The sequence below is a fragment of the Pantoea sp. AG702 genome, assembly GCF_003182295.1.
In the GTDB taxonomy this organism is placed as follows: Bacteria; Pseudomonadota; Gammaproteobacteria; order Enterobacterales; family Enterobacteriaceae; genus Pantoea; species Pantoea ananatis.
Genome location: NZ_QGTU01000008.1, coordinates 16,188 through 34,379 on the forward strand (window position 1 = coordinate 16,188; position 18,192 = coordinate 34,379).

Sequence of the window (18,192 nt, forward strand, 5' to 3'; positions counted from 1 at the left end):
TCACCTCCCTCAATATTAACGATCGCATTGGGCGGGCTAAACCCTATTTGCTGGCAACGGACGAACGGATTTCTATATCGTCGCCGAACTGGAGTTCTAACTCTTCAGCGATAAAATCCACGGCCTGTTTTGCGGTCATTTTCCCTGTTTCCACGGCCTGAAGGCCGCTGAACAGCACCTTGTTGTAGCTGCCAAACTGCGTCTGATTGGGCACGAACTTCGCATGCGCCATCATGGGCGAGGCAGCAGACAACACCCAGTTATCCCGGTATTTCGGCATCGCCGTTTGCGCGTTGCTGATGGCGGTGTGATAGGAGGTTACGGCATGTTCGTTGTTAAAATAGGGCAGCGTTGCTAATGCCACGAGTTCGGCAGCGATGTCGGCATTTTTACTTTTGGCATTCACCGTATAGAGAAGCGGATGCGACAGGTTTGAGGGCTGGCCGCCCTTTTTGGCCGCGGGGGCGGGGATCCAGCCTATCTTATGAAAATAACCGTCTTTGTCCGACGGCCAGACAGCCCCATTTTTGTCACCCAGTTGCCAGGCCACCGCCCAAACGCCCTGGTGGAAAATAAACGCCTTCTCCTGCTTGAACGCACCCTGAATGGCATCCCAGCTCATCGCCGTATTATCGACTGGCGTGACGCCCTGCTTAGCATTACGCGCATACCAGCCAAGGGCGTCGGCCATTTCCGCTTTGGGGAAGATGAGTTTGCCGGTCTTCTCATCCATAAATTTCACGCCGTATGACTGAAAAACCATAAGATAATCAATACCCACGTTCGGGCGGTGCAGCATGCCATACTGGGCCGCTTTACCGTCCACGACCTCTTTGGCCAGCGCAGTCAGATCGTCAAGCGTAAAATCACCGGATTCCACCCTGGCAGGGATAGCGTTAATAAAAGCTTCATCCTTGCCGATTTTTCTCAACATATCTTTGTTGTAGAAAAACATGCGTATTTCGGCATCCTGCGGTATGCCATAAATCTTGCCATCGTTTGCTTTTGCTGCATCCCACAGCACAGGCAGGATATCGCTGTAGACCCACGGCGCAGCAGCGATCTTATCGTTCATTTGCAAGGCATAACCGTCCTTAGCAAACTGGCCAATCCACTCATGAGGCAGTACATAGATATCCGGCCCCTGCCCGACGGACATCGCCTTCAGCATGTCCATCGCGAAGTCGTCCCAGCCTTTGACCGCACTGCTGTTGGCCTGAATCACAATATGTTTATCGACACCCGCAGCCTTGAATTGCTTGTTCATGATGTCGGCGGCATCTTCAATATTGGTGATGCGGTTGGGTGCGCTGCGCTCAGCAAGCGTGGAGAGTTTGATGGTGATCTCTTCGGCATGGGCAATGCCGACACAGAGCGCGGAAATCATTACGCTTGCCAGGAGAGTGCGTTTTTTCGACATGGTTTTTATTCCCGTTGTACCTATTATTTAAGTAAGTTAATTTATTTAAATGACAGGTTCATGACCACGCGACAACGACAGGGAGAAGCGGCATTGACTTCATCGAAGCATTGGGAAGGAATCGGAACAACGCAGTCTGCGGTGCTGCGTTATCTGCGTCGCAACCACGCCGCATCGCGTGCCGAGCTCGCCGAGGGCTGTGGCGTAACAGCGGCGGCCGTCAGCATGATGACCCGCGATCTCATCAGGCGAGGGATCATCGTCGAAGGGGCGCGTCGCCCGTCTGGCCGGGGCGCTCCGCACATTGATCTCACGCTGAATTCCGCCATTGGTTATGCCGTTGGAGTTCATGCCAGCCGCTTCTCCATTACGCTGATGCTGCTTGATTTCACAGGGAAGCGGGTTGACGAAATTGAGCTGCGCGGCCTTTACGATACCTTCGCCACGGCCCGATCAGCGATTCAGAAGGGTCACAGAGCCCTGCTTGAGAGAAACCACATTCCGGATACTTTAGTGATTGGTGCAGGCATTGCCATGCCCACGCGATTCCAACGGGGCGTTGCTCCCCTTCATCTGGCACCCGAGGTGCTTTCCTGGGATGAACCCGGACTATTCGAGTCCATTCAGCAGGCGCTGGGCTGTCCGGTGTTAATCGAGAATGATGCCAATGCTGCAGCGATGGGTGAAATGGCACTGGGTAATGCGGCTAATCATGAAGACTTTCTCTATCTCTATCTGTCAGAAGGCGTCGGCAGCGGCATTATTTTGAGTAGACAGCGTTATCGCGGTCATCTTGGCAACGCGGGCGAAATTGGTCTGTTACTGCCACTCGACAGGCCCCGCCCCTCCTTTACTGACCTTGCGGCGTGGTGTCAGCATCGCCTCGGCCAGATACCGGATGGGCGCTCACAAGACATCTGGCAGCGATTCCTTACTGAAAACGTCAGCGTTCTCGACGAATGGATCGAACGAACAGGCCCGGAAATCGCCCGTCTGGGCTTTATGCTGAACGCTGTTCTTGCCCCTGCGGCGATCTATGTGGGGGGAACACTGCCTCAAAGCGTTCGTGAACGGCTCGCGGTCTGGCTCGACTTCTCCAGGCTGGATAGCTTAAAGGGCAGCCGTGTCGTGCAACCCGAGATCTGCCTGCCGGATATCTCCGCCACGGATACCGTCGCATTTGGGGCCGCCGCCATGGTTCTGCATAACGTTGCCCAACAGGATGGCGGGGATCGCCAGGGATTTAGCTGACATCTCAGTCTCACTGCGTGGTTAAAATGCAGCGCCCATGAGTGGGGCGCATTCAACGTGAAAACAGTTCCCCCCTGTAATCCTGACTCAGAGGGCGATGATTAACAGGCCTGGCTTCCCACAGGCTTTTAGATCCGACCAGAATGGCCCGTTCAACATTGTGCCCTGTCAGGCCCGGTAAATATCAATCCTGCCAGCACGATTACGGGTAGGAAATAAACAGTATTGCTGTACTGTTAAAAGCCCCTGCCACAGGTTGCCCCTTCAATTCCGCTTGCAGCTTATAAGTCGTTGAGCCTTGCTCCGTTGAAACCAGCCTTTGGGATTGTATCAACTGCCCATCGATAGTTAATTCGGCTTTCATGCCGTTACTTAAAGGGACAGAGGAATCTTCACTTGTCAGATCGATAATATAGTTGGCCGGTCCCGAGCAATACACGCTGATATCCTTTTCCCGCGTCTGTCCTTCAGCCTCTCCCACATGGACTATGCCAAAATCGATATCCACATTAGGAGTTTCCATCGCGCACCAGGTTTGGGTCGGCGGCGATAACTTGCAAGAGTTATAACTGGAGGTAAACGTTGTGCCGAGCACCGAATTAACATCATTGAGATAGCGTAAACAAACCCGGCCGCGCGTCAGCCGCGAATCTGACCCCACATTGTCAGGGACGGTCGCCATATATTGCCCGCCTGGATCTATTTTCTCATGCAGACAATCGATAAATTGATGTATGTCATCGGTGGGGCAGCCTTCCCCGCGAGCAATGATATTTTCGGGTGGCACACTGGTATTCCCGGGGCCTACACAACTGCCACCACTTTGTGGATAGCTCGGGGATAATTCCCATTTGCAGACAACGCGCTTTATCCCGCTGATCGACAACCCTGGCCCCCATCACGCGTAGCGGAATGAGCACGCGCGGTAAGCCATCTTCCCGCATGTAACCTGAAACCGCGATTACAGACCATTCAGGCCTGGGGCTCATATATAACGCTGATTGCCCCTGCCGATGATAACGACCAGCACTTTGCGGCCCGGGCGCAGCGAGGACAGCCCGGGCATTCACAGATAACACCGCACGATAAAACTGGCCCGCAAGGGGCAAAAAAGCGTCAGGGTTCATCGTTCTCACCTTTTAACGTGCCCGTGAGGCATTCAGGCGGGTTAGCCTAAATGCTCTCAACGCTCCGCTGCGGGCCCCAGTGGTGTTTTTTGGCAGAGGGCGGATTGCACCGCTCCTGTGTACCCGGCAAATAAAAGTGACCGTCTGTTGAGCTTGGCGTGCCACCGGGACAGCCCGCCATCCCGCGTTGCCCGTTCTTTCCTGGAAGGCCACTTCCGCCATTGCTGTCCGCTCCGCCATGACCGGCGTAGCAGGCTGACACGGATAAGAGCCACACCATTCCTGTTAGCGCCGCTAAGTTACGCATATTCTTCGCCCTGATTATTCAACGGTGATGGTGTCCGGTTTTTGCGCCACGATGGTAAGTGAGGTGCCTTTAATCGCCTGACTGACCGCTTCCCGAATCGTCATGGTTCCCTGCACAGGATTGACGTGGACAGCGCCGGTTCGTGACAAGTCCGTCTCAATAAAACAGCCAGATGCATGGGCTAACTGCTGTGCCGTTTCGTCAAAGCGTGGGAAATTTATACTGTAAGTCCCTTTGACGTCACATTTACCCAGAGGAATGTGACCATTGGATGAAGGGCTGCATGCCGAAGCGAGGATAGCGAATATCATTACGCCAAGGCACTTGAGGGGGACTGAATTCATAAACCTCTCCGGCAGGGAAAACAGGCATTCATTATTCCCACAACGGATGTTGCCTGTCAGCAGGGGGAATATGTCTGAGTGTGATCACAGGTCCGCGGGCGTCTTTCATCCGATTCTTTGAACCGCCCCGTCCTGCGTCAGACTCACCAGAGCGCGGGCCGCAGCATCGGGAAGCGCCACAGCGCGAGACAGATCAGAATGTAAAGTGAAACGGCAGCCGGGTCAGGGAAGAGATCACTGGAGGAGATGAGGAGGTCGATGCCATCCCTGGCTTTACCACGATTTTACGGTCAGTTTTCAGGTGTGCTGTACGCGTTACGATTACGCGCTGTGCGTTACGCTGAACCGTACCGGGCGTGGAACCCTTTCCTGTCAGAGCCTCATGCCCATTGTTGCTGCTGATTGACAAGATATTGTGGTTGATTGATCGCCTTGCGCGCAATCCAGTAGAGCAGAACTCGCTCATCGTCGCTGTCACGATCCGCCATTGACAATAATTTTAGCGCCAGCGTAGATTTCGTGACAGGCTGCTGCTCTGTGCTCAATTCGATCACTGCCTGACCGATAATGCAGCAAACTTCATCCTCACTGGTGATGGATTCATATGTCCGGTCTTTCATATTTCCTCCTGTTGAATGGACTTTAAGCCTGGCAAAAAAACACGCAACCTGCCGGTAAAAACCGCTACCTGTAACATTCCCTTACTTCTGTTTACCTGAACTCATCCCATGGTTAGTCTGGTTACGTTTATCGTGCCTGCCATTCATGCCGCTCTCACGGCATTTCATTCCATTCTGCATTCCGTTCATGCTCTTTTCCCTCCCGCGCGTCAGGCATTTGTTTAATCTGGCCGCAGTTTCCAGTTTTCCTGTGGGAGTAAAAATAATGAATGAGCGACAACAGGCTGTTGGTCAGCGTACACGCTGGTTAACCCTTTTCGGCACAGTGATTACCCAGTTTGCGTTGGGATCGGTTTATACCTGGAGTTTGTTTAACGGTCAGCTGTCGCAAAAGCTGGCGGCATCGGTGAGCCAGGTGGCCTTTTCATTTGGATTACTGAGTCTGGGCCTGGCGGTAGCCTCTTCGCTTGCCGGTAAGCTGCAGGAACGTTTTGGTGTCCGTAAGGTGACGATTGGCGCGGGAGTAATGATGGCGCTGGGCTTATGGCTGACTTCACATGCCGATAACCTGGTCATGCTGTACCTGAGCGCAGGCATTCTGCTGGGGCTGGCTGACGGCGCAGGTTACCTGATGACATTGTCTAACTGCGTGAAATGGTTTCCTGAACGTAAAGGGATGATATCCGCCTGCGCGATTGGTGCCTACGGCCTGGGCAGCCTGGGTTTCAAATTTATCTGTGGGGCGCTACTCGCTGAGTTTGGGCTTGAAAAAACCTTTATTCTCTGGGGGTTATTAGCCATGACGATGATAGTTATCGGTGCGCTGATGATGCGCGATGCGCCATTGCAACGTTCGTCAACGGCGCAACATCAGGCAACCCGCAATTATACGCTCGCTGAGTCAGTGCGCCTTCCGCAGTACTGGATGCTGGCGCTGATGTTCCTGACGGCGTGCATGAGCGGGCTTTACGTCATTGGCGTCGCCAAAGATATCGGGGAAGGCCTGGTGCACCTCAGCACTCAGACAGCGGCTAACGCGGTCACCGTCATTGCCGTCGCTAACCTGAGTGGTCGGTTGGTGCTGGGCGTCCTGTCGGACAAAATGGTTCGTATCCGGGTTATTTCCCTGGCCCAGTTGATCGCTCTGACAGGCATGAGCGTATTACTGTTTACGCACATGAACCAGACCACCTTTTTCCTGTCGCTGGCCTGTGTCGCCTTCAGCTTCGGCGGCACGATTACCGTGTTCCCTTCCCTGGTCAGTGACTTTTTCGGCCTGAATAACCTGACGAAAAACTATGGTCTGATTTATTTGGGGTTTGGCATTGGCAGCGTGTTGGGATCGCTGGTTGCCTCACTGTTTGGCGGTTTTACCGTGACGTTCAGCCTTATCATGACGCTATTGGTCATGTCCTTACTGCTGTCGCTCACTATCCGGATGCCGCAGAGTCAGTCCGGGAGCGCGCCGCAGCTGCAACGCCAGTAATTTCAGAGGCCAGGACAGCCTGGCCTCCATTTTTAGCCGCGAAACAGCGGTTCCGCCATGCCGGCCACGTCCAGCTCAACCGCGAAAATATCTCCCGATTCCGGGTAACGTTCCCGATCTTCTTTACTGAGATTTTCTCGTGAACTGGTGATATACAACGTCTTTAACTCGCTGCCGCCAAAGGCCACCATCGTTGGCCACTTAACCGGCAGCCTGATCTCATCGACGATTTCACCATTCTGAGGATGGATGCGCACAACCCGGCCGCCATCGAAGAGCGCCGACCAGTAAAAACCTTCGCGGTCTACCGCTGCACCATCGGGTAAACCGCCGCTGGCGTCAAAACGTCGAAAAACCTCCCGCTCGCCTGGTTCGCCCTGCGCATCCAACGGATAGCGGTAAAGCACTGCATTGGGCGTATCCGTGTGATACATCCATTGGCGATCGGGGGAGAATGCCACGCCGTTTGAGATCTTGATATCACGCGCTTTCACCTCAAGTTTCAGGTCTGGCGTCACACGGCACAGCAAACCGCCGTTTTTATCCTGTGGCTCCCACAAGCTGCCGCACCAGAAATTGCCCCAGGGATCGACACGTCCGTCATTGAACCGGCTTTTCTCCGCGATACCGGGATTATCAGCCACTTTTTTCTGTGGTTTGCCCTGCTCATCCAGCAGCCACACGCCACCGCGCAGCGCGGCGATGATACCGCCCTGTTCACGCAAGCCTATGCACCCTACCTCCTCCTGCTGAGGAAAGGTCGTCAGTTCGCCACTAAGGGGATCAAAACGATGAATCGCCGGTGCCAGGATATCAACGCACCACAATACCTGCTCCTTTACCGACCAAAGCGGGCATTCCCCTAACTCCGCCTGAAGTGGCAGAATATTTTTTACCTTGTGAGCCATGTTTGCCTCCCTTTATAGACCTGCTAATAATGTAGCTCCGATTTCCCCAACCGGGACAACGCTTTTCTTACTTGTTTTTAAGACAGGTCTTACGCATATTAGCGCTTATTCATCCTGTTCTGATTGGAATAGTCAGATTCTTTATCCGCCACCGCCCATTTTGAAATATAAAGAAATAATTATCGAAGTAACTCTACACTGGCTACATGTTTACTCCACTATTTCAGCGTAATATTTTAAGCATCGAAAAAGTGGAGATGTCGTATGAAAGCATTAAGTACCACAGTCCTGTCCACAGTATCAGCGGGTTATTTTATCAGCGGGTCAAAAATGATATCAGGGCAGGATAGCGACAGGCGGCAACAGGAAAGGATGTCCGCCAGATATGAGAAAAACTGAAGGGCAAAGATTTCACACAGCATAATATAAAAAAGAAGGTGGGATTCAATCCCACCTCGTTTTATTCGTTAACTCTTCACCGCGTAATTACACTGATACCAGGTTTTCTTCAGGCCTGGTATTGTGCTGTCCTGAGCAGGCAGATTTTCTACCTTATCAAAACCCTTATCCATGCAGTATTTCGCCACATCAATTTCCATGGCATCGCGATTAACTTTTGACGGATCGAAACGGTACTGTACCGTATTTGAGGAGGTGTCTTCATCGACCCGCTCAAACGCCCCGGGTTTGCTGGCGGTACAGCCGCTCAGCAAAATAAGTGCCAGTGCACCAATAAGTGTTTTTTTCATTTTTCCCTCACATTTTGACGCAGTGTAAGGTGCTGCAAAATGCGTATCTATAGGAATAGTACGCGACTGTCGCGTATTTACGAAGTTTTACCAATTGATTCAATACGGTTAAACAGTTGGCATAATGTGCCATTAAACTGCGAAACTGCATCTAACGAGAAACAGTCAAAGCACAACACCAGGTATGACTCTACTAATAAAAAGCCTCACTAAAAAAAAGCCTCTCAATTTAGCCCGCGTTAAGCGGGCTTTTTTTGCTTATCCCTCACCGGAAAGCGCAATCATTCTACGAAGCAGATTCGCGGCCTGCTTGTCCGGGAGTGCGAGAATTGCACTATAGAGATCGATGGACATGGCACACATTGAAGAGCGGTCCACTGCCGTGTCTGCTGGCATATTGAGCTGCTGCAGCTTGTCGCCCCATTTCTGGTAAAGGCGATCAACAATATTCTTCAAATCATCCTGAGCCTGATCGCGATCCATCGGCTGTTCTTCCGCCAGGCTGTTAAGCAGCAAATATTCAGTGGCTTCCGCCTCTTTTTGGTTCAGCGCGGCCGGCAGCGTTTTTGCCAGATTCACGCCGCCCTTTACCTGCGGATAGAGAAACTGAAAACAGAGGCCGGGATCGCGTTTATTTAGCGCCTGCATTTCTTCGACAGAAACGCCAATGTAATTAACGATGGCATGGTTTGACGCGCGCATCAGACGCTGATTAATCACATCCGTCAGCCAGCCTCTCAGCTCGCCAACGGCCTGAATCATGGGTTCCCCTTCACGCAGTTTGTGGGCGAGTTCGCGTGTCAGTAATTGCCACAGGGCCGGTTCCTGAGTACGCAATACCCGATAGACCGTTGCCTGCGCCATATAGTCCGCAGCCCGTTCGTAGCGTTTTTCCTGCTGTTGCTGAGGCAAAATCCACTTGAACAATAAAATATTCGACAGGATGAGCGGCAGGATAAACAGGACGATGCCCTGCCAGACGCGCAACCGGGTCGTTCTGACCAACATAAAAATGATAATCGCCAGCAGCACAAAGGCCACCAGCGTAATTAAAAGCAGGGAAGTCATACTACGTTGTTAATCCTTACGCACATCAATCAGTACCGGGCAATGCGCGCGTTCAACAACGGCCGCACTCACAGATCCTTTCAATAAACGGTTAAAGGGAGACAAATGGCGTCGCCCCATAATAATCATGCTGGCGTTTAACTGTTGCGACTGCGCCACAATCGTGTCCGCCGCTTCGCCGGCCAGTATCATGCCCCGCGCCTTGATTCCAGCCTGCAATAAGGGGGCCAGCGCATGGCGCACCACCATTTCAGCGGTATTCTGTTCATCCTGAGCCGCGACAAAATCCGCCGGATCTTCACCTGCATCAATATCGATAGGCTGGTTGCAGGATGAATAAGCGGGATCGATGCAGCATAACACCATCACTTCTGCACGATGTGCCAGCGCTTCTTCAATCGTCAGGGAAATCACTTTCTTCGCAACGGGGGTGTTATCAATAGCCATTAAGACTGTTTTCATCGGGACGTTATCCTTCAACAGCGGCGATTTTGCCAATTTCGCGAATCAGCGCCTGTTTACATTGCAGCATTTCCTCACGATAACGTGCCTCGTGTTTCTTAAAACGTGCCGTAGGCACCAGTAATGACACCGCAAAGCGGCCGAAGATCGTATCCAGCGCGAAAGCCATGGTTGAAACGCCTTCAAGCGTTTCACCGCGATCGTAGGAAATACTGGTTTTACGCACCTCGTGAATCATCTGCAAAAGCGCCGCCAGCGTTTTAACCGTCTTATCGGTCAGTTCGCGCCAGTCATCGCCTACTCTCGCCTGCACGTCGGCATCGCTTTCCAGCGCCAGCAACGCTCTGCCGCCTGAGGTGCTGTAAAGCGGCAGATCCAGTCCGATGCGCGGCACCACGCGCAGCTCGCGTGACGCCACAACATAATGCACAACCGCCAGCTGTGAGCCGCTTGCGCGGGCCAGCGATACGGTTTCATTGGTATCGGCAGAGAGTTTTTCCAGCAGGGGTTTCACTAAATCCACCACATCCGTGTTGACGCTGGACAGAAGTTTCAGCAAAGCCGGCCCCAGGCGCAGCCCACCCGCCCCGCTGCTTCGCACCAGCTCTGCGCTATCCAGCGCCGCCACGATACGTTGTACGGTGGAACGCGGCAGATCGACCACCTGCGCAATCTCGCCCAGACTCATGCCACTGGGATGTTCGCCTAAGGCATTAAGAATTTTTGCCGCCCGGGCAATCACCTGAATGCCGCCCGTTTTTTCATCCTCGCGGCTGGATGATTGATGAGTCATAGCGTCGTCCTTTTTGAGCTGACTTACTGTAACCCGAAAAGCGCACGTTTTACAGCATGTACCGCATTGCAATACAGCATATTGCCATGTAATATCGCCGCGCTGTATCGCATTGCAATACATCGAACCATAATAATGAGAGCACCTGCTATGACAACCCGGCCCGGCAATGCGCCGACGCTGCATCCCTTTACCTTGCGACTGGCATTAGGCCTGCTTGGCGTCTGGATCGCCGCACTGACGTCAGGCCTTAACGATCGGGTCAGTGATATCGCCCTGGCCGATATTCGTGCCGCGCTGGGCATCGGCTACGACCAGGGTAGCTGGATTGTTTCTGTTTATCAGGCCGCCGAAGTCGCCGCCATGATGATTGCGCCGTGGTTTGCCGTGACGTTTTCCCTGCGCCGTTTTTCGCTGATCATGTCCGCCGGTTTTTTATTATCCGGCGTGCTGCTGCCGCTGATGACGAACCCTGCTCTGTTTATTGCCTTGCGCGTCGTGCAGGGCCTGTTTGGCGGCGCGCTTCCCCCGATGCTGATGACCGTCGCGCTGCGATTTTTGCCCCCTCCGGTTAAGCTTTATGGCCTGGGCGCCTATGCGCTTACCGCCACATTTGGCCCGAACATGGCCGCCTCGCTGGCGGCCTTTTGGACAGATGAAGTCAGCTGGATGTTTGTGTTCTGGCAGGTCGTGCCCGGCATGCTGATTGCCCTCGTATTGATGGCCTGGGGATTACCTCAGGATCCCCTGCGCACCGAACGGTTTCAGCAGATCGACCTGTTTGGCATGCTTACCGGCTGTAGCGGCATGGCGCTGGTCGTTCTGGTGCTCACGCAAGGCGAACGGCTCGACTGGCTGGATTCGCAGCTCATTGCGGCCATGCTTCTTGCGGCGTTGCCGCTACTGATTGTGTTTTTGATTAACGAGTGGTTTCATCCGCTGCCGCTGTTTAAGTTGCAGATGCTGAGGCGGCGTAATTTGATGCACGGCTTGCTGGTACTGGCGGGCGTACTCATTGTGTCACTGTCCGGCTCGGCGCTGCCCTCAACCTATTTTGCTCAGGTTGAGGGGTTCCGTATTGCCCAGTTTGCGCCGCTGGCCTTAACCATCGGCTTACCGCAGCTGATTATCGCGCCCTTTATCGCCGCCCTGCTGAATATTCGCTGGATCGACTGTCGCTGGGTGCTGTCGCTCGGCCTGGGGTTGCTTATCGCCGCTTGTCTGCTCGGCATGCAGATCACCACCGGCTGGGCGAGAGACAACTTTTGGCTGATTCAGGCCTTACAGGCCGCGGGCCAACCGATGGTCATTTTGCCGGTCCTGATGAGCGCCACCAGCGTCGTTGCCCCGCCGGAAGGCCCGTTCGCCTCGGCGATGTTTAATACCGTCCGGGGATTCTCCAGCATCGCCGCCTCAACCCTGGTGTCATGGTTCGTCAGCCATCGTGAGCAGTTTCACTCCAGCATCCTGATTAATCAGGCGGCCAGCAGACCCTGGCTGATGACGGCCCCCGACAGCGGCCAGGCCAGTGGCCGCTATCCGCTTCTGCCAGACGGCAGCGCAAGCTCTGTTGAAAACCTGCGCGCTTTCGCCACCCAGGTCAAGCACCAGGCGCTGGTGCTCGGCCTGAGTGATACCTGGCTGCTGCTGATCGGTTTTGCGCTACTGCTGCTGCTGATCACTGCTCTGCTACCCAAACGGGTCTGGCCGCCACAAACCTTGATCCACTCTGCAACCTCCACGTCGGGATAACTGAATATGCGTGCTTTAGTAATGAGAAAAAACCTGCTGCTTTCACTGCTGCTGCTGGTTTTACTGGCGATGGCGCTGGCTGTCTGGGCGGTCATGACCCGTAACGATCATCGTACTAATGATGCCTGGGTGAATGCTGATTACACCATCGTCGCGCCAAAAGTGTCCGGCTATGTCGCCCATATCGACGTGAAGGATAACCAGCAGGTGGCGGCGGGCGAACGCTTAGCCACGCTGGACGATCGCGATTATCGCGTGGCGCTTGAAAGCGCCGAAGCTGATTTGCAGGTCAGTGAAGCCAAACTGTTGAGCAGCCAGGCACAGCTGGAGCAACAGCAGTCAGTTATTGCGCAGCAAAAGGCCAGCGTCGCGGCCAGCCAGGCCACGGCTCAGTATGCCGGTCAGAGTGCTGAACGTTATAACCGCCTTTATAAAAGCGGCACGGTGGCCGCAGACGAGCAGCAAAAAGCCAGTTCTGCACAGCGTTCGGCCACGGCCACGGTGCGCCAGAGCGAAGCGGCGCTGGCTGCCGCCATTAAGCAGGTTGGCGTATTGCAGGCGGCCGTCAGGTCGTCACAGGCCGATGTCGCCGCGGCGAAAGCCAACGTCGATCAGGCACGTCTGAATCTTTCCTACACCCGTATTGTGGCGCCGGTGGCAGGCATGGTGGGACAGCGTACGGTACGGCTGGGGGCCTGGGTTTCCGCTGGCACGCGTCTGCTGGCGGTTGTACCGCTGCAGCAAACCTATATCACAGCCAACTATCTGGAAACGCAGCTGAAAGATGTTCGCCCCGGGCAACCCGTGCGCATCAAAGTGGATGCGTTACCCGATCAGGTCTTTACCGGCCATGTTGACAGCATTGCACCCGCGACGGGCGCGACATTCTCGGCGATTTCTCCCGACAATGCGACCGGCAACTACACTAAGATCGTTCAGCGCTTGCCGGTGAAAATTGTGCTGGATAAAGGGCAGCCGAATCTGGCCCAGTTACGTGTCGGGATGTCCGCCGTTCCGGAAATTAACACTCAGTAAAAAATGTGAACAAACTCTCAGAACCAAACTATTTCTTTTCGGTCTGAATACGCGTAGATTAGCCCCGATCCTGTACTGAGTTATTCAGTTCGTCCGGGAAACCGTTGACCGTTGACCTGAACGGCGGCCTTATCCCTTCTGTCCGCGTTGCGCTGGATCGGGATCGCCAATATCGTAACCGCTCAGAGGAGTTCGTGTGTGAAATATGCATTGATGGGAATTTCTTTCTTCGTACTGCTTTGGGTCGGCACCTTTGTGCTGATGCTGTAGTTTCTGCAAGCAGTCCGTAGGGGGCGACAGACGGTCGCCCCAGTGGCGTACTATATTTGTTCTTCCATGCTTTTCACGCTGCCCGGCAGAATGCCATCAGCACGAAACATCGCTTTAATCCCTCTTACTGCCTGACGAATACGATCGCTGTTTTCAATCAGCGCAAAGCGGACATGCGTGTCACCGTAATCACCAAATCCCACGCCTGGCGAGACGCAGACTTTCGCCTCCTGCAGCATATGCTTGGCAAATTCCAGTGAACCGAGATGAGCGTAGTGGTCAGGTATTTTTGCCCACACGTACATAGAGGCTTTAGGGATATCAACCATCCAGCCCGCTTCGTGGAGCCCTTTTACCAGCACATCGCGACGGCGTTTATATTGCTCGGCAATATCACGCACGCATTGCTGATCGCCTTCCAGCGCCGCAATCGCCGCCACCTGCAAGGGCGTAAAAGTCCCGTAATCGTGATAGCTCTTGATACGTGCCAGCGCAGCGACCAGTTCTTTGTTCCCGACCATAAAGCCAATGCGCCAGCCTGCCATGTTGTAGCTTTTAGACAGGGTAAAGAATTCGACTGCCACATCGCGTGCACCCGGCACCTGCATGATAGAAGGCGCTTTCCAGCCGTCATAAACGATATCGGCATAAGCCAGATCGTGGATCACCAAGACGTTATACTGCTTCGCCAGCGCAATCACGCGTTCGAAAAAGTCCAGTTCAACGCATTGAGACGTCGGATTCGAGGGAAAGCCCAGTACCATCATCTTAGGTTTAGGATAGCTTTCCCGGATGGCACGCTCCAGCTCATTGAAAAAATCAATGCCTTCCACCAGCGGTACAGAACGCACCTGGGCACCGGCGATCACTGCGCCGTAGATATGAATAGGATAACTGGGGTTAGGCACCAGCACCGTGTCGCCGTGATCGAGCGTTGCCAGCATCAGGTGGGCCAGGCCTTCTTTGGAGCCAATCGTGACGATAGCTTCAGATTCCGGATCGATATCAACCTGATAACGCTCTTCATACCAGCGTGAAATCGCGCGGCGCAGACGAGGAATTCCCCGCGACGTCGAGTAACCGTGCGTATCTTCGCGTTGAGCCACCTGGCACAGTTTTTCTACGATATGAGGCGGCGTCGCCCCATCAGGATTACCCATTGAAAGATCAATGATGTCTTCACCGCGCCGACGCGCAGCCATCTTCAGTTCAGCGGTGATGTTAAATACGTAAGGCGGCAGGCGTTCTATGCGTGAGAAACGACGGGTTGTGCTGTTATCAGCCATGATATCCTCTGGAAAACGTTAGCGCCCGGACCGTCCGAGCGACGCTGGTCACTGCGGTGACCACAACAAGAACATAACGTGCCAATAACAACTTTGTCGATAGGAGCAGAAAATTTTTTATATTTGCGGATGGAGCCGCTCAAGCAGCCAGTCATTCACCCAGCGGTCATTTAACAGATAATTATGTTGTAGTGTGCGCTGTAGCGTGAAGCCATTTTTTTCCAGAATCCGACGTGATGCCCAGTTCCCCTCTACCACCATCGCCTTGAGTTTGAGGAAATCAGCATCAAACAAACACTCACACAGTGCCTCCAGGGCTTCACTGCCAAAGCCCTGGCCACAGTGGCGATGCAGCAGCATGTAGCCGATCTCGGCCTGGCGGGCAGGCTGCCACTCCGGCGTGCAGCCCAGTAAGCCAATGGCCTCTCCGCTATCGCGCCGCCTGACGACCAGACACAACATGTGAAAGCTGCCCACCTGCCAGGGTGCCAGACGTTGGGTGAAACGTTCACGGATATCATCTTCGTCGGGAATGTCACTCACCCACTTCATCGTATCGCGATCTTCATGCACAGCCCTGAACAGTTGCCAGTCTTCAGGACGTAATGTCGTTAGCGTCAAACGTGAAGTCATTACCTGCATACTCTACTCCCGAGCGAGGGCTTAAACGAGGATAACGGCGCGAATCACCTTGTCAGGCGTCCGCGCCCTGCCCCAAATTCAGCGAGGAATAATCTGTTCCCCTTTAATGCACTCAACATTTCCGCTTTTCCCTGTTTTAGATAAATTGATCTAAAACATGAACAGCCGCGCTGACCGTCAGGCATGCTGGCGCATCATCATCACATTTTTTATCATAGCGTTCTTTAACATAGCTGAAGAGTCGCCTGTGACTTCACACTTTAACATGCTCCTCGCCGTCTTTGATCGCGCCGCGCTGATGCTGATCTGCCTGTTTTTTTTGACGCGAACCCGGCCTTTTCGTCAGCTGTTGCAAAAGGATGAGCATACCTCGCTGGAAAAAGCCGCCGTCATTGCGATTTTTTCCCTGTTCGCCTTATTCAGTACCTGGTCAGGCGTTAACGTGGAGGGATCACTGCTTAACGTGCGGGTGATTGCGGTGATGGCGGGCGGCATTCTCTTTGGCCCCTGGGTGGGAATTGCCACAGGCGTGATTGCCGGCCTGCACCGCTTTCTGATTGATGTTCATGGCGTTACCTCTGTGCCTTGCCTGATCACCAGCATCATAGCCGGGATCGTCTCGGGGGGAATCAACCGTCGGGTGCAGCGCGAACGGCGCTGGTTGGTAGGGATTCTGGGCGGTATGTTTTGTGAAAGTCTGACGATGCTGCTGATTGTGCTATGGGCCAAACCTGTCGCGCTGGGGCTGGCGATTGTGTCTGAAATCGCCCTGCCGATGATTCTCGGTGCCTCCAGCATTGGCTTAATCGTGTTGCTGGTGCAGAGCGTAGAGGGCGAGAAAGAGGCCATTGCAGCGCGTCAGGCCAAGCTGGCGCTGGATATTGCTAACCAGACGCTGCCGCTGTTCAGGCAGGTGAACAGCGATTCACTTCGCAACATTTGCGATATTATCCGGCGGGAAATCAAAGCGGATGCCGTCGCCATGACCAATAAACAGAAGATTTTGGCCTATGTTGGCTATGGCGAGCACAACTATCAGCACGGCGATGACGGTATCAGCCCCACCACGGCTCAGGCGATTCACAGCGGAAAAATCATCATTAAAAACAATGATGAAGCCCATCGGACAAAAGACATTCATTCAATGATCGTCATTCCACTGCGGGAAAAAGGACAGGTTACCGGCACCTTAAAAATCTACTATCGCCGTGCGTACCGTATCACGGGTTCACTAAAAGAGATGGCCGTGGGCCTGTCGCAGATAATCTCCACCCAGCTTGAAGTTTCCCGCACCGAGCAGCTGCGAGAGATGGCCAATAAAGCGGAACTGCGTGCGCTCCAGAGTAAAATAAATCCGCATTTCCTGTTTAATGCGCTCAATGCGATTTCATCTTCTATCCGCCTTAATCCGGATACGGCGCGTCAGTTGGTCATTAACTTATCGCGTTATCTGCGTTACAACCTCGAACTGAATGACGATGAGCTGATCGATATTAAAAAAGAGCTGTGGCAGGTAAAGGATTACATCGCCATTGAACAGGCTCGCTTCGGCGACAAGCTGACGATGATTTATGACGTGGATGAGGATTTGCATTTCTCGCTGCCCAGCCTGCTGATTCAGCCGTTGGTCGAAAACGCCATCGTGCATGGCATTCAACCCTGTAAAGGCAAAGGCGTGGTCACGCTGAGCGTGCGCGATTTGGGCGACAAGGTCCGCATTGCCGTGCGGGATACAGGACAAGGCATCAGCGATGAGGTGATCGACAAGGTCGCGCGCAACGACATGCCGGGCAATAAAATCGGTCTGTTAAACGTGCATCACCGGGTCAAATTGCTTTCGGGCCAGGGGCTGCATATCGTGCGTCATCAACCCGGCACAGAGATTGCCTTTACGCTGGGCAAAAACGGACAGCCACTGGTGGGGAATCTTGCATGAAAGCCATCATCGTAGAGGATGAATTCCTTGCCCAGCAAGAGCTGAGCTGGATGATTCAGCAGCACAGTAAAATTGACATTGAAGCCTGCTTTGATGACGGACTCGACGTGCTGAAATATCTGCAACAGCACCGGGTTGATGTGATCTTTCTCGACATTAATATCCCGTCTCTGGATGGCATGTTACTGGCGCAGAATATCCATCAGTTCGTTCACAAGCCGCTCATTGTCTTTATTACCGCCTGGAAAGAGCATGCGGTCGAGGCCTTTGAGCTGGAAGCATTTGACTATATTCTCAAGCCCTATCATGAGTCACGTATTATCACGATGCTCAACAAGCTGGAAGCCAGCTGGCAACAGCAGCATACGATTACCCAGGCACCGAGTGCGCAACATGCCCTCACGGTTAACCTGATCAAAGATGAGCGCATCATCGTGACCGACGTAAACGATATTTACTACGTTGAAGCCCACGAAAAATTAACCTTCGTGTATACGCGCCGCGAAGATTACGTGATGTCGATGAACATCAGCGAATTTTGCGCACGCCTGCCTGAACAGCAATTCTTTCGCTGTCACCGCTCGTACTGCGTCAACCTGAATAAGATCAGAGAGATTGAACCCTGGTTCAATAATACTTATCTGCTGAAGCTAAGGGACAAGGATTTTCAGGTGCCGGTCAGTCGTAGCAAGGTCAAAACCTTCCGGCTGCTCATGCGTTTGTAGGGGAATGGCGG

18 protein-coding genes are annotated in these 18,192 nt (G+C 53.5%); 7 read left to right on the top strand and 11 right to left on the bottom strand.

The window, feature by feature from the left end:
* Positions 1 to 43: 43 nt before the first annotated feature.
* Positions 44 to 1,420, bottom strand: coding sequence for an ABC transporter substrate-binding protein (locus tag DFO57_RS18185; RefSeq protein WP_014594220.1), 1,377 nt, complete (start codon positions 1,418 to 1,420; stop codon positions 44 to 46).
* A gap of 60 nt (positions 1,421 to 1,480) precedes the next feature.
* Here DFO57_RS18185 and DFO57_RS18190 point away from each other — a divergent pair, with 60 nt between their 5' ends.
* Positions 1,481 to 2,671, top strand: a complete 1,191-nt coding sequence (locus DFO57_RS18190) for an ROK family transcriptional regulator (RefSeq protein WP_049800811.1) — start codon at positions 1,481 to 1,483, stop codon at positions 2,669 to 2,671.
* A gap of 202 nt (positions 2,672 to 2,873) precedes the next feature.
* Here the strand turns inward: DFO57_RS18190 and DFO57_RS18195 are convergent, their stop codons facing one another.
* From DFO57_RS18195 to DFO57_RS18215, 3 genes are all read right to left on the bottom strand, one after another.
* Positions 2,874 to 3,458, bottom strand: coding sequence for a hypothetical protein (locus tag DFO57_RS18195; protein ID WP_227022909.1), 585 nt, complete (start codon positions 3,456 to 3,458; stop codon positions 2,874 to 2,876).
* Between the two features lie 661 nt (positions 3,459 to 4,119).
* Entirely contained in the window at positions 4,120 to 4,449 is a 330-nt protein-coding gene (locus tag DFO57_RS18210) for an STN domain-containing protein (RefSeq protein WP_013026607.1), read from the bottom strand.
* Between the two features lie 380 nt (positions 4,450 to 4,829).
* The gene (locus DFO57_RS18215; protein WP_013026608.1) at positions 4,830 to 5,069 is read right to left on the bottom strand and encodes a hypothetical protein; all 240 of its coding nucleotides are present in this window, start codon (positions 5,067 to 5,069) and stop codon (positions 4,830 to 4,832) included.
* Positions 5,070 to 5,334: 265 nt separating this feature from the next.
* Here DFO57_RS18215 and DFO57_RS18220 point away from each other — a divergent pair, with 265 nt between their 5' ends.
* The gene (locus DFO57_RS18220; RefSeq protein ID WP_014605324.1) at positions 5,335 to 6,555 is read left to right on the top strand and encodes an MFS transporter; all 1,221 of its coding nucleotides are present in this window, start codon (positions 5,335 to 5,337) and stop codon (positions 6,553 to 6,555) included.
* A 32-nt stretch (positions 6,556 to 6,587) separates the two neighbouring features.
* On the opposite strand, the gene DFO57_RS18225 is transcribed toward DFO57_RS18220, so the two are convergent.
* The 5 genes from DFO57_RS18225 to DFO57_RS18245 all read right to left on the bottom strand — a co-directional run bounded on the left by DFO57_RS18225 (position 6,588) and on the right by DFO57_RS18245 (position 10,535).
* On the bottom strand, positions 6,588 to 7,463 hold the full coding sequence (locus DFO57_RS18225) for an SMP-30/gluconolactonase/LRE family protein (protein WP_110015575.1): 876 nt from the start codon (positions 7,461 to 7,463) through the stop codon (positions 6,588 to 6,590).
* A gap of 467 nt (positions 7,464 to 7,930) precedes the next feature.
* Positions 7,931 to 8,212: a lipoprotein gene (locus DFO57_RS18230; RefSeq protein WP_014605322.1), complete on the bottom strand. Its 282-nt coding sequence runs from the start codon at positions 8,210 to 8,212 to the stop codon at positions 7,931 to 7,933.
* A 258-nt stretch (positions 8,213 to 8,470) separates the two neighbouring features.
* Complete coding sequence (locus DFO57_RS18235; protein WP_013026612.1) at positions 8,471 to 9,280, bottom strand: hypothetical protein; 810 nt, start codon at positions 9,278 to 9,280, stop codon at positions 8,471 to 8,473.
* Between the two features lie 9 nt (positions 9,281 to 9,289).
* Positions 9,290 to 9,742 (bottom strand): universal stress protein, encoded by a 453-nt coding sequence (locus DFO57_RS18240; protein WP_064374155.1) that lies wholly within the window; start codon positions 9,740 to 9,742, stop codon positions 9,290 to 9,292.
* 7 nt (positions 9,743 to 9,749) lie between these two features.
* Entirely contained in the window at positions 9,750 to 10,535 is a 786-nt protein-coding gene (locus DFO57_RS18245) for an IclR family transcriptional regulator (RefSeq protein WP_072138917.1), read from the bottom strand.
* Positions 10,536 to 10,685: 150 nt separating this feature from the next.
* Between DFO57_RS18245 and DFO57_RS18250 the strand changes: the two genes are divergently transcribed.
* The 3 genes from DFO57_RS18250 (at position 10,686) to ypdK (ending at position 13,592) form a co-directional block, all read left to right on the top strand.
* Positions 10,686 to 12,287 carry an MFS transporter gene (locus tag DFO57_RS18250; protein ID WP_105091648.1) on the top strand — a complete coding sequence of 534 codons (1,602 nt, stop codon included), beginning with the start codon at positions 10,686 to 10,688 and terminating at the stop codon, positions 12,285 to 12,287.
* 6 nt (positions 12,288 to 12,293) lie between these two features.
* A complete protein-coding gene (locus DFO57_RS18255; protein WP_013026616.1) occupies positions 12,294 to 13,322 on the top strand; it encodes an HlyD family secretion protein in 1,029 nt (342 codons plus the stop codon).
* A 198-nt stretch (positions 13,323 to 13,520) separates the two neighbouring features.
* Positions 13,521 to 13,592, top strand: coding sequence for a membrane protein YpdK (ypdK, locus tag DFO57_RS22935; protein WP_006120362.1), 72 nt, complete (start codon positions 13,521 to 13,523; stop codon positions 13,590 to 13,592).
* Between the two features lie 50 nt (positions 13,593 to 13,642).
* On the opposite strand, the gene alaC is transcribed toward ypdK, so the two are convergent.
* The gene (gene alaC / locus DFO57_RS18265) at positions 13,643 to 14,878 is read right to left on the bottom strand and encodes an alanine transaminase (protein ID WP_013026618.1); all 1,236 of its coding nucleotides are present in this window, start codon (positions 14,876 to 14,878) and stop codon (positions 13,643 to 13,645) included.
* Positions 14,879 to 14,995: 117 nt separating this feature from the next.
* Entirely contained in the window at positions 14,996 to 15,520 is a 525-nt protein-coding gene (locus DFO57_RS18270) for a GNAT family N-acetyltransferase (protein ID WP_013026619.1), read from the bottom strand.
* A gap of 265 nt (positions 15,521 to 15,785) precedes the next feature.
* Between DFO57_RS18270 and DFO57_RS18275 the strand changes: the two genes are divergently transcribed.
* Positions 15,786 to 17,456: a sensor histidine kinase gene (locus tag DFO57_RS18275; protein WP_041931014.1), complete on the top strand. Its 1,671-nt coding sequence runs from the start codon at positions 15,786 to 15,788 to the stop codon at positions 17,454 to 17,456.
* Entirely contained in the window at positions 17,453 to 18,181 is a 729-nt protein-coding gene (locus DFO57_RS18280; RefSeq protein WP_013026621.1) for a LytTR family DNA-binding domain-containing protein, read from the top strand. The genes DFO57_RS18275 and DFO57_RS18280 overlap by 4 nt, the downstream gene beginning before the upstream one ends.
* Positions 18,182 to 18,192: the final 11 nt, after the last annotated feature.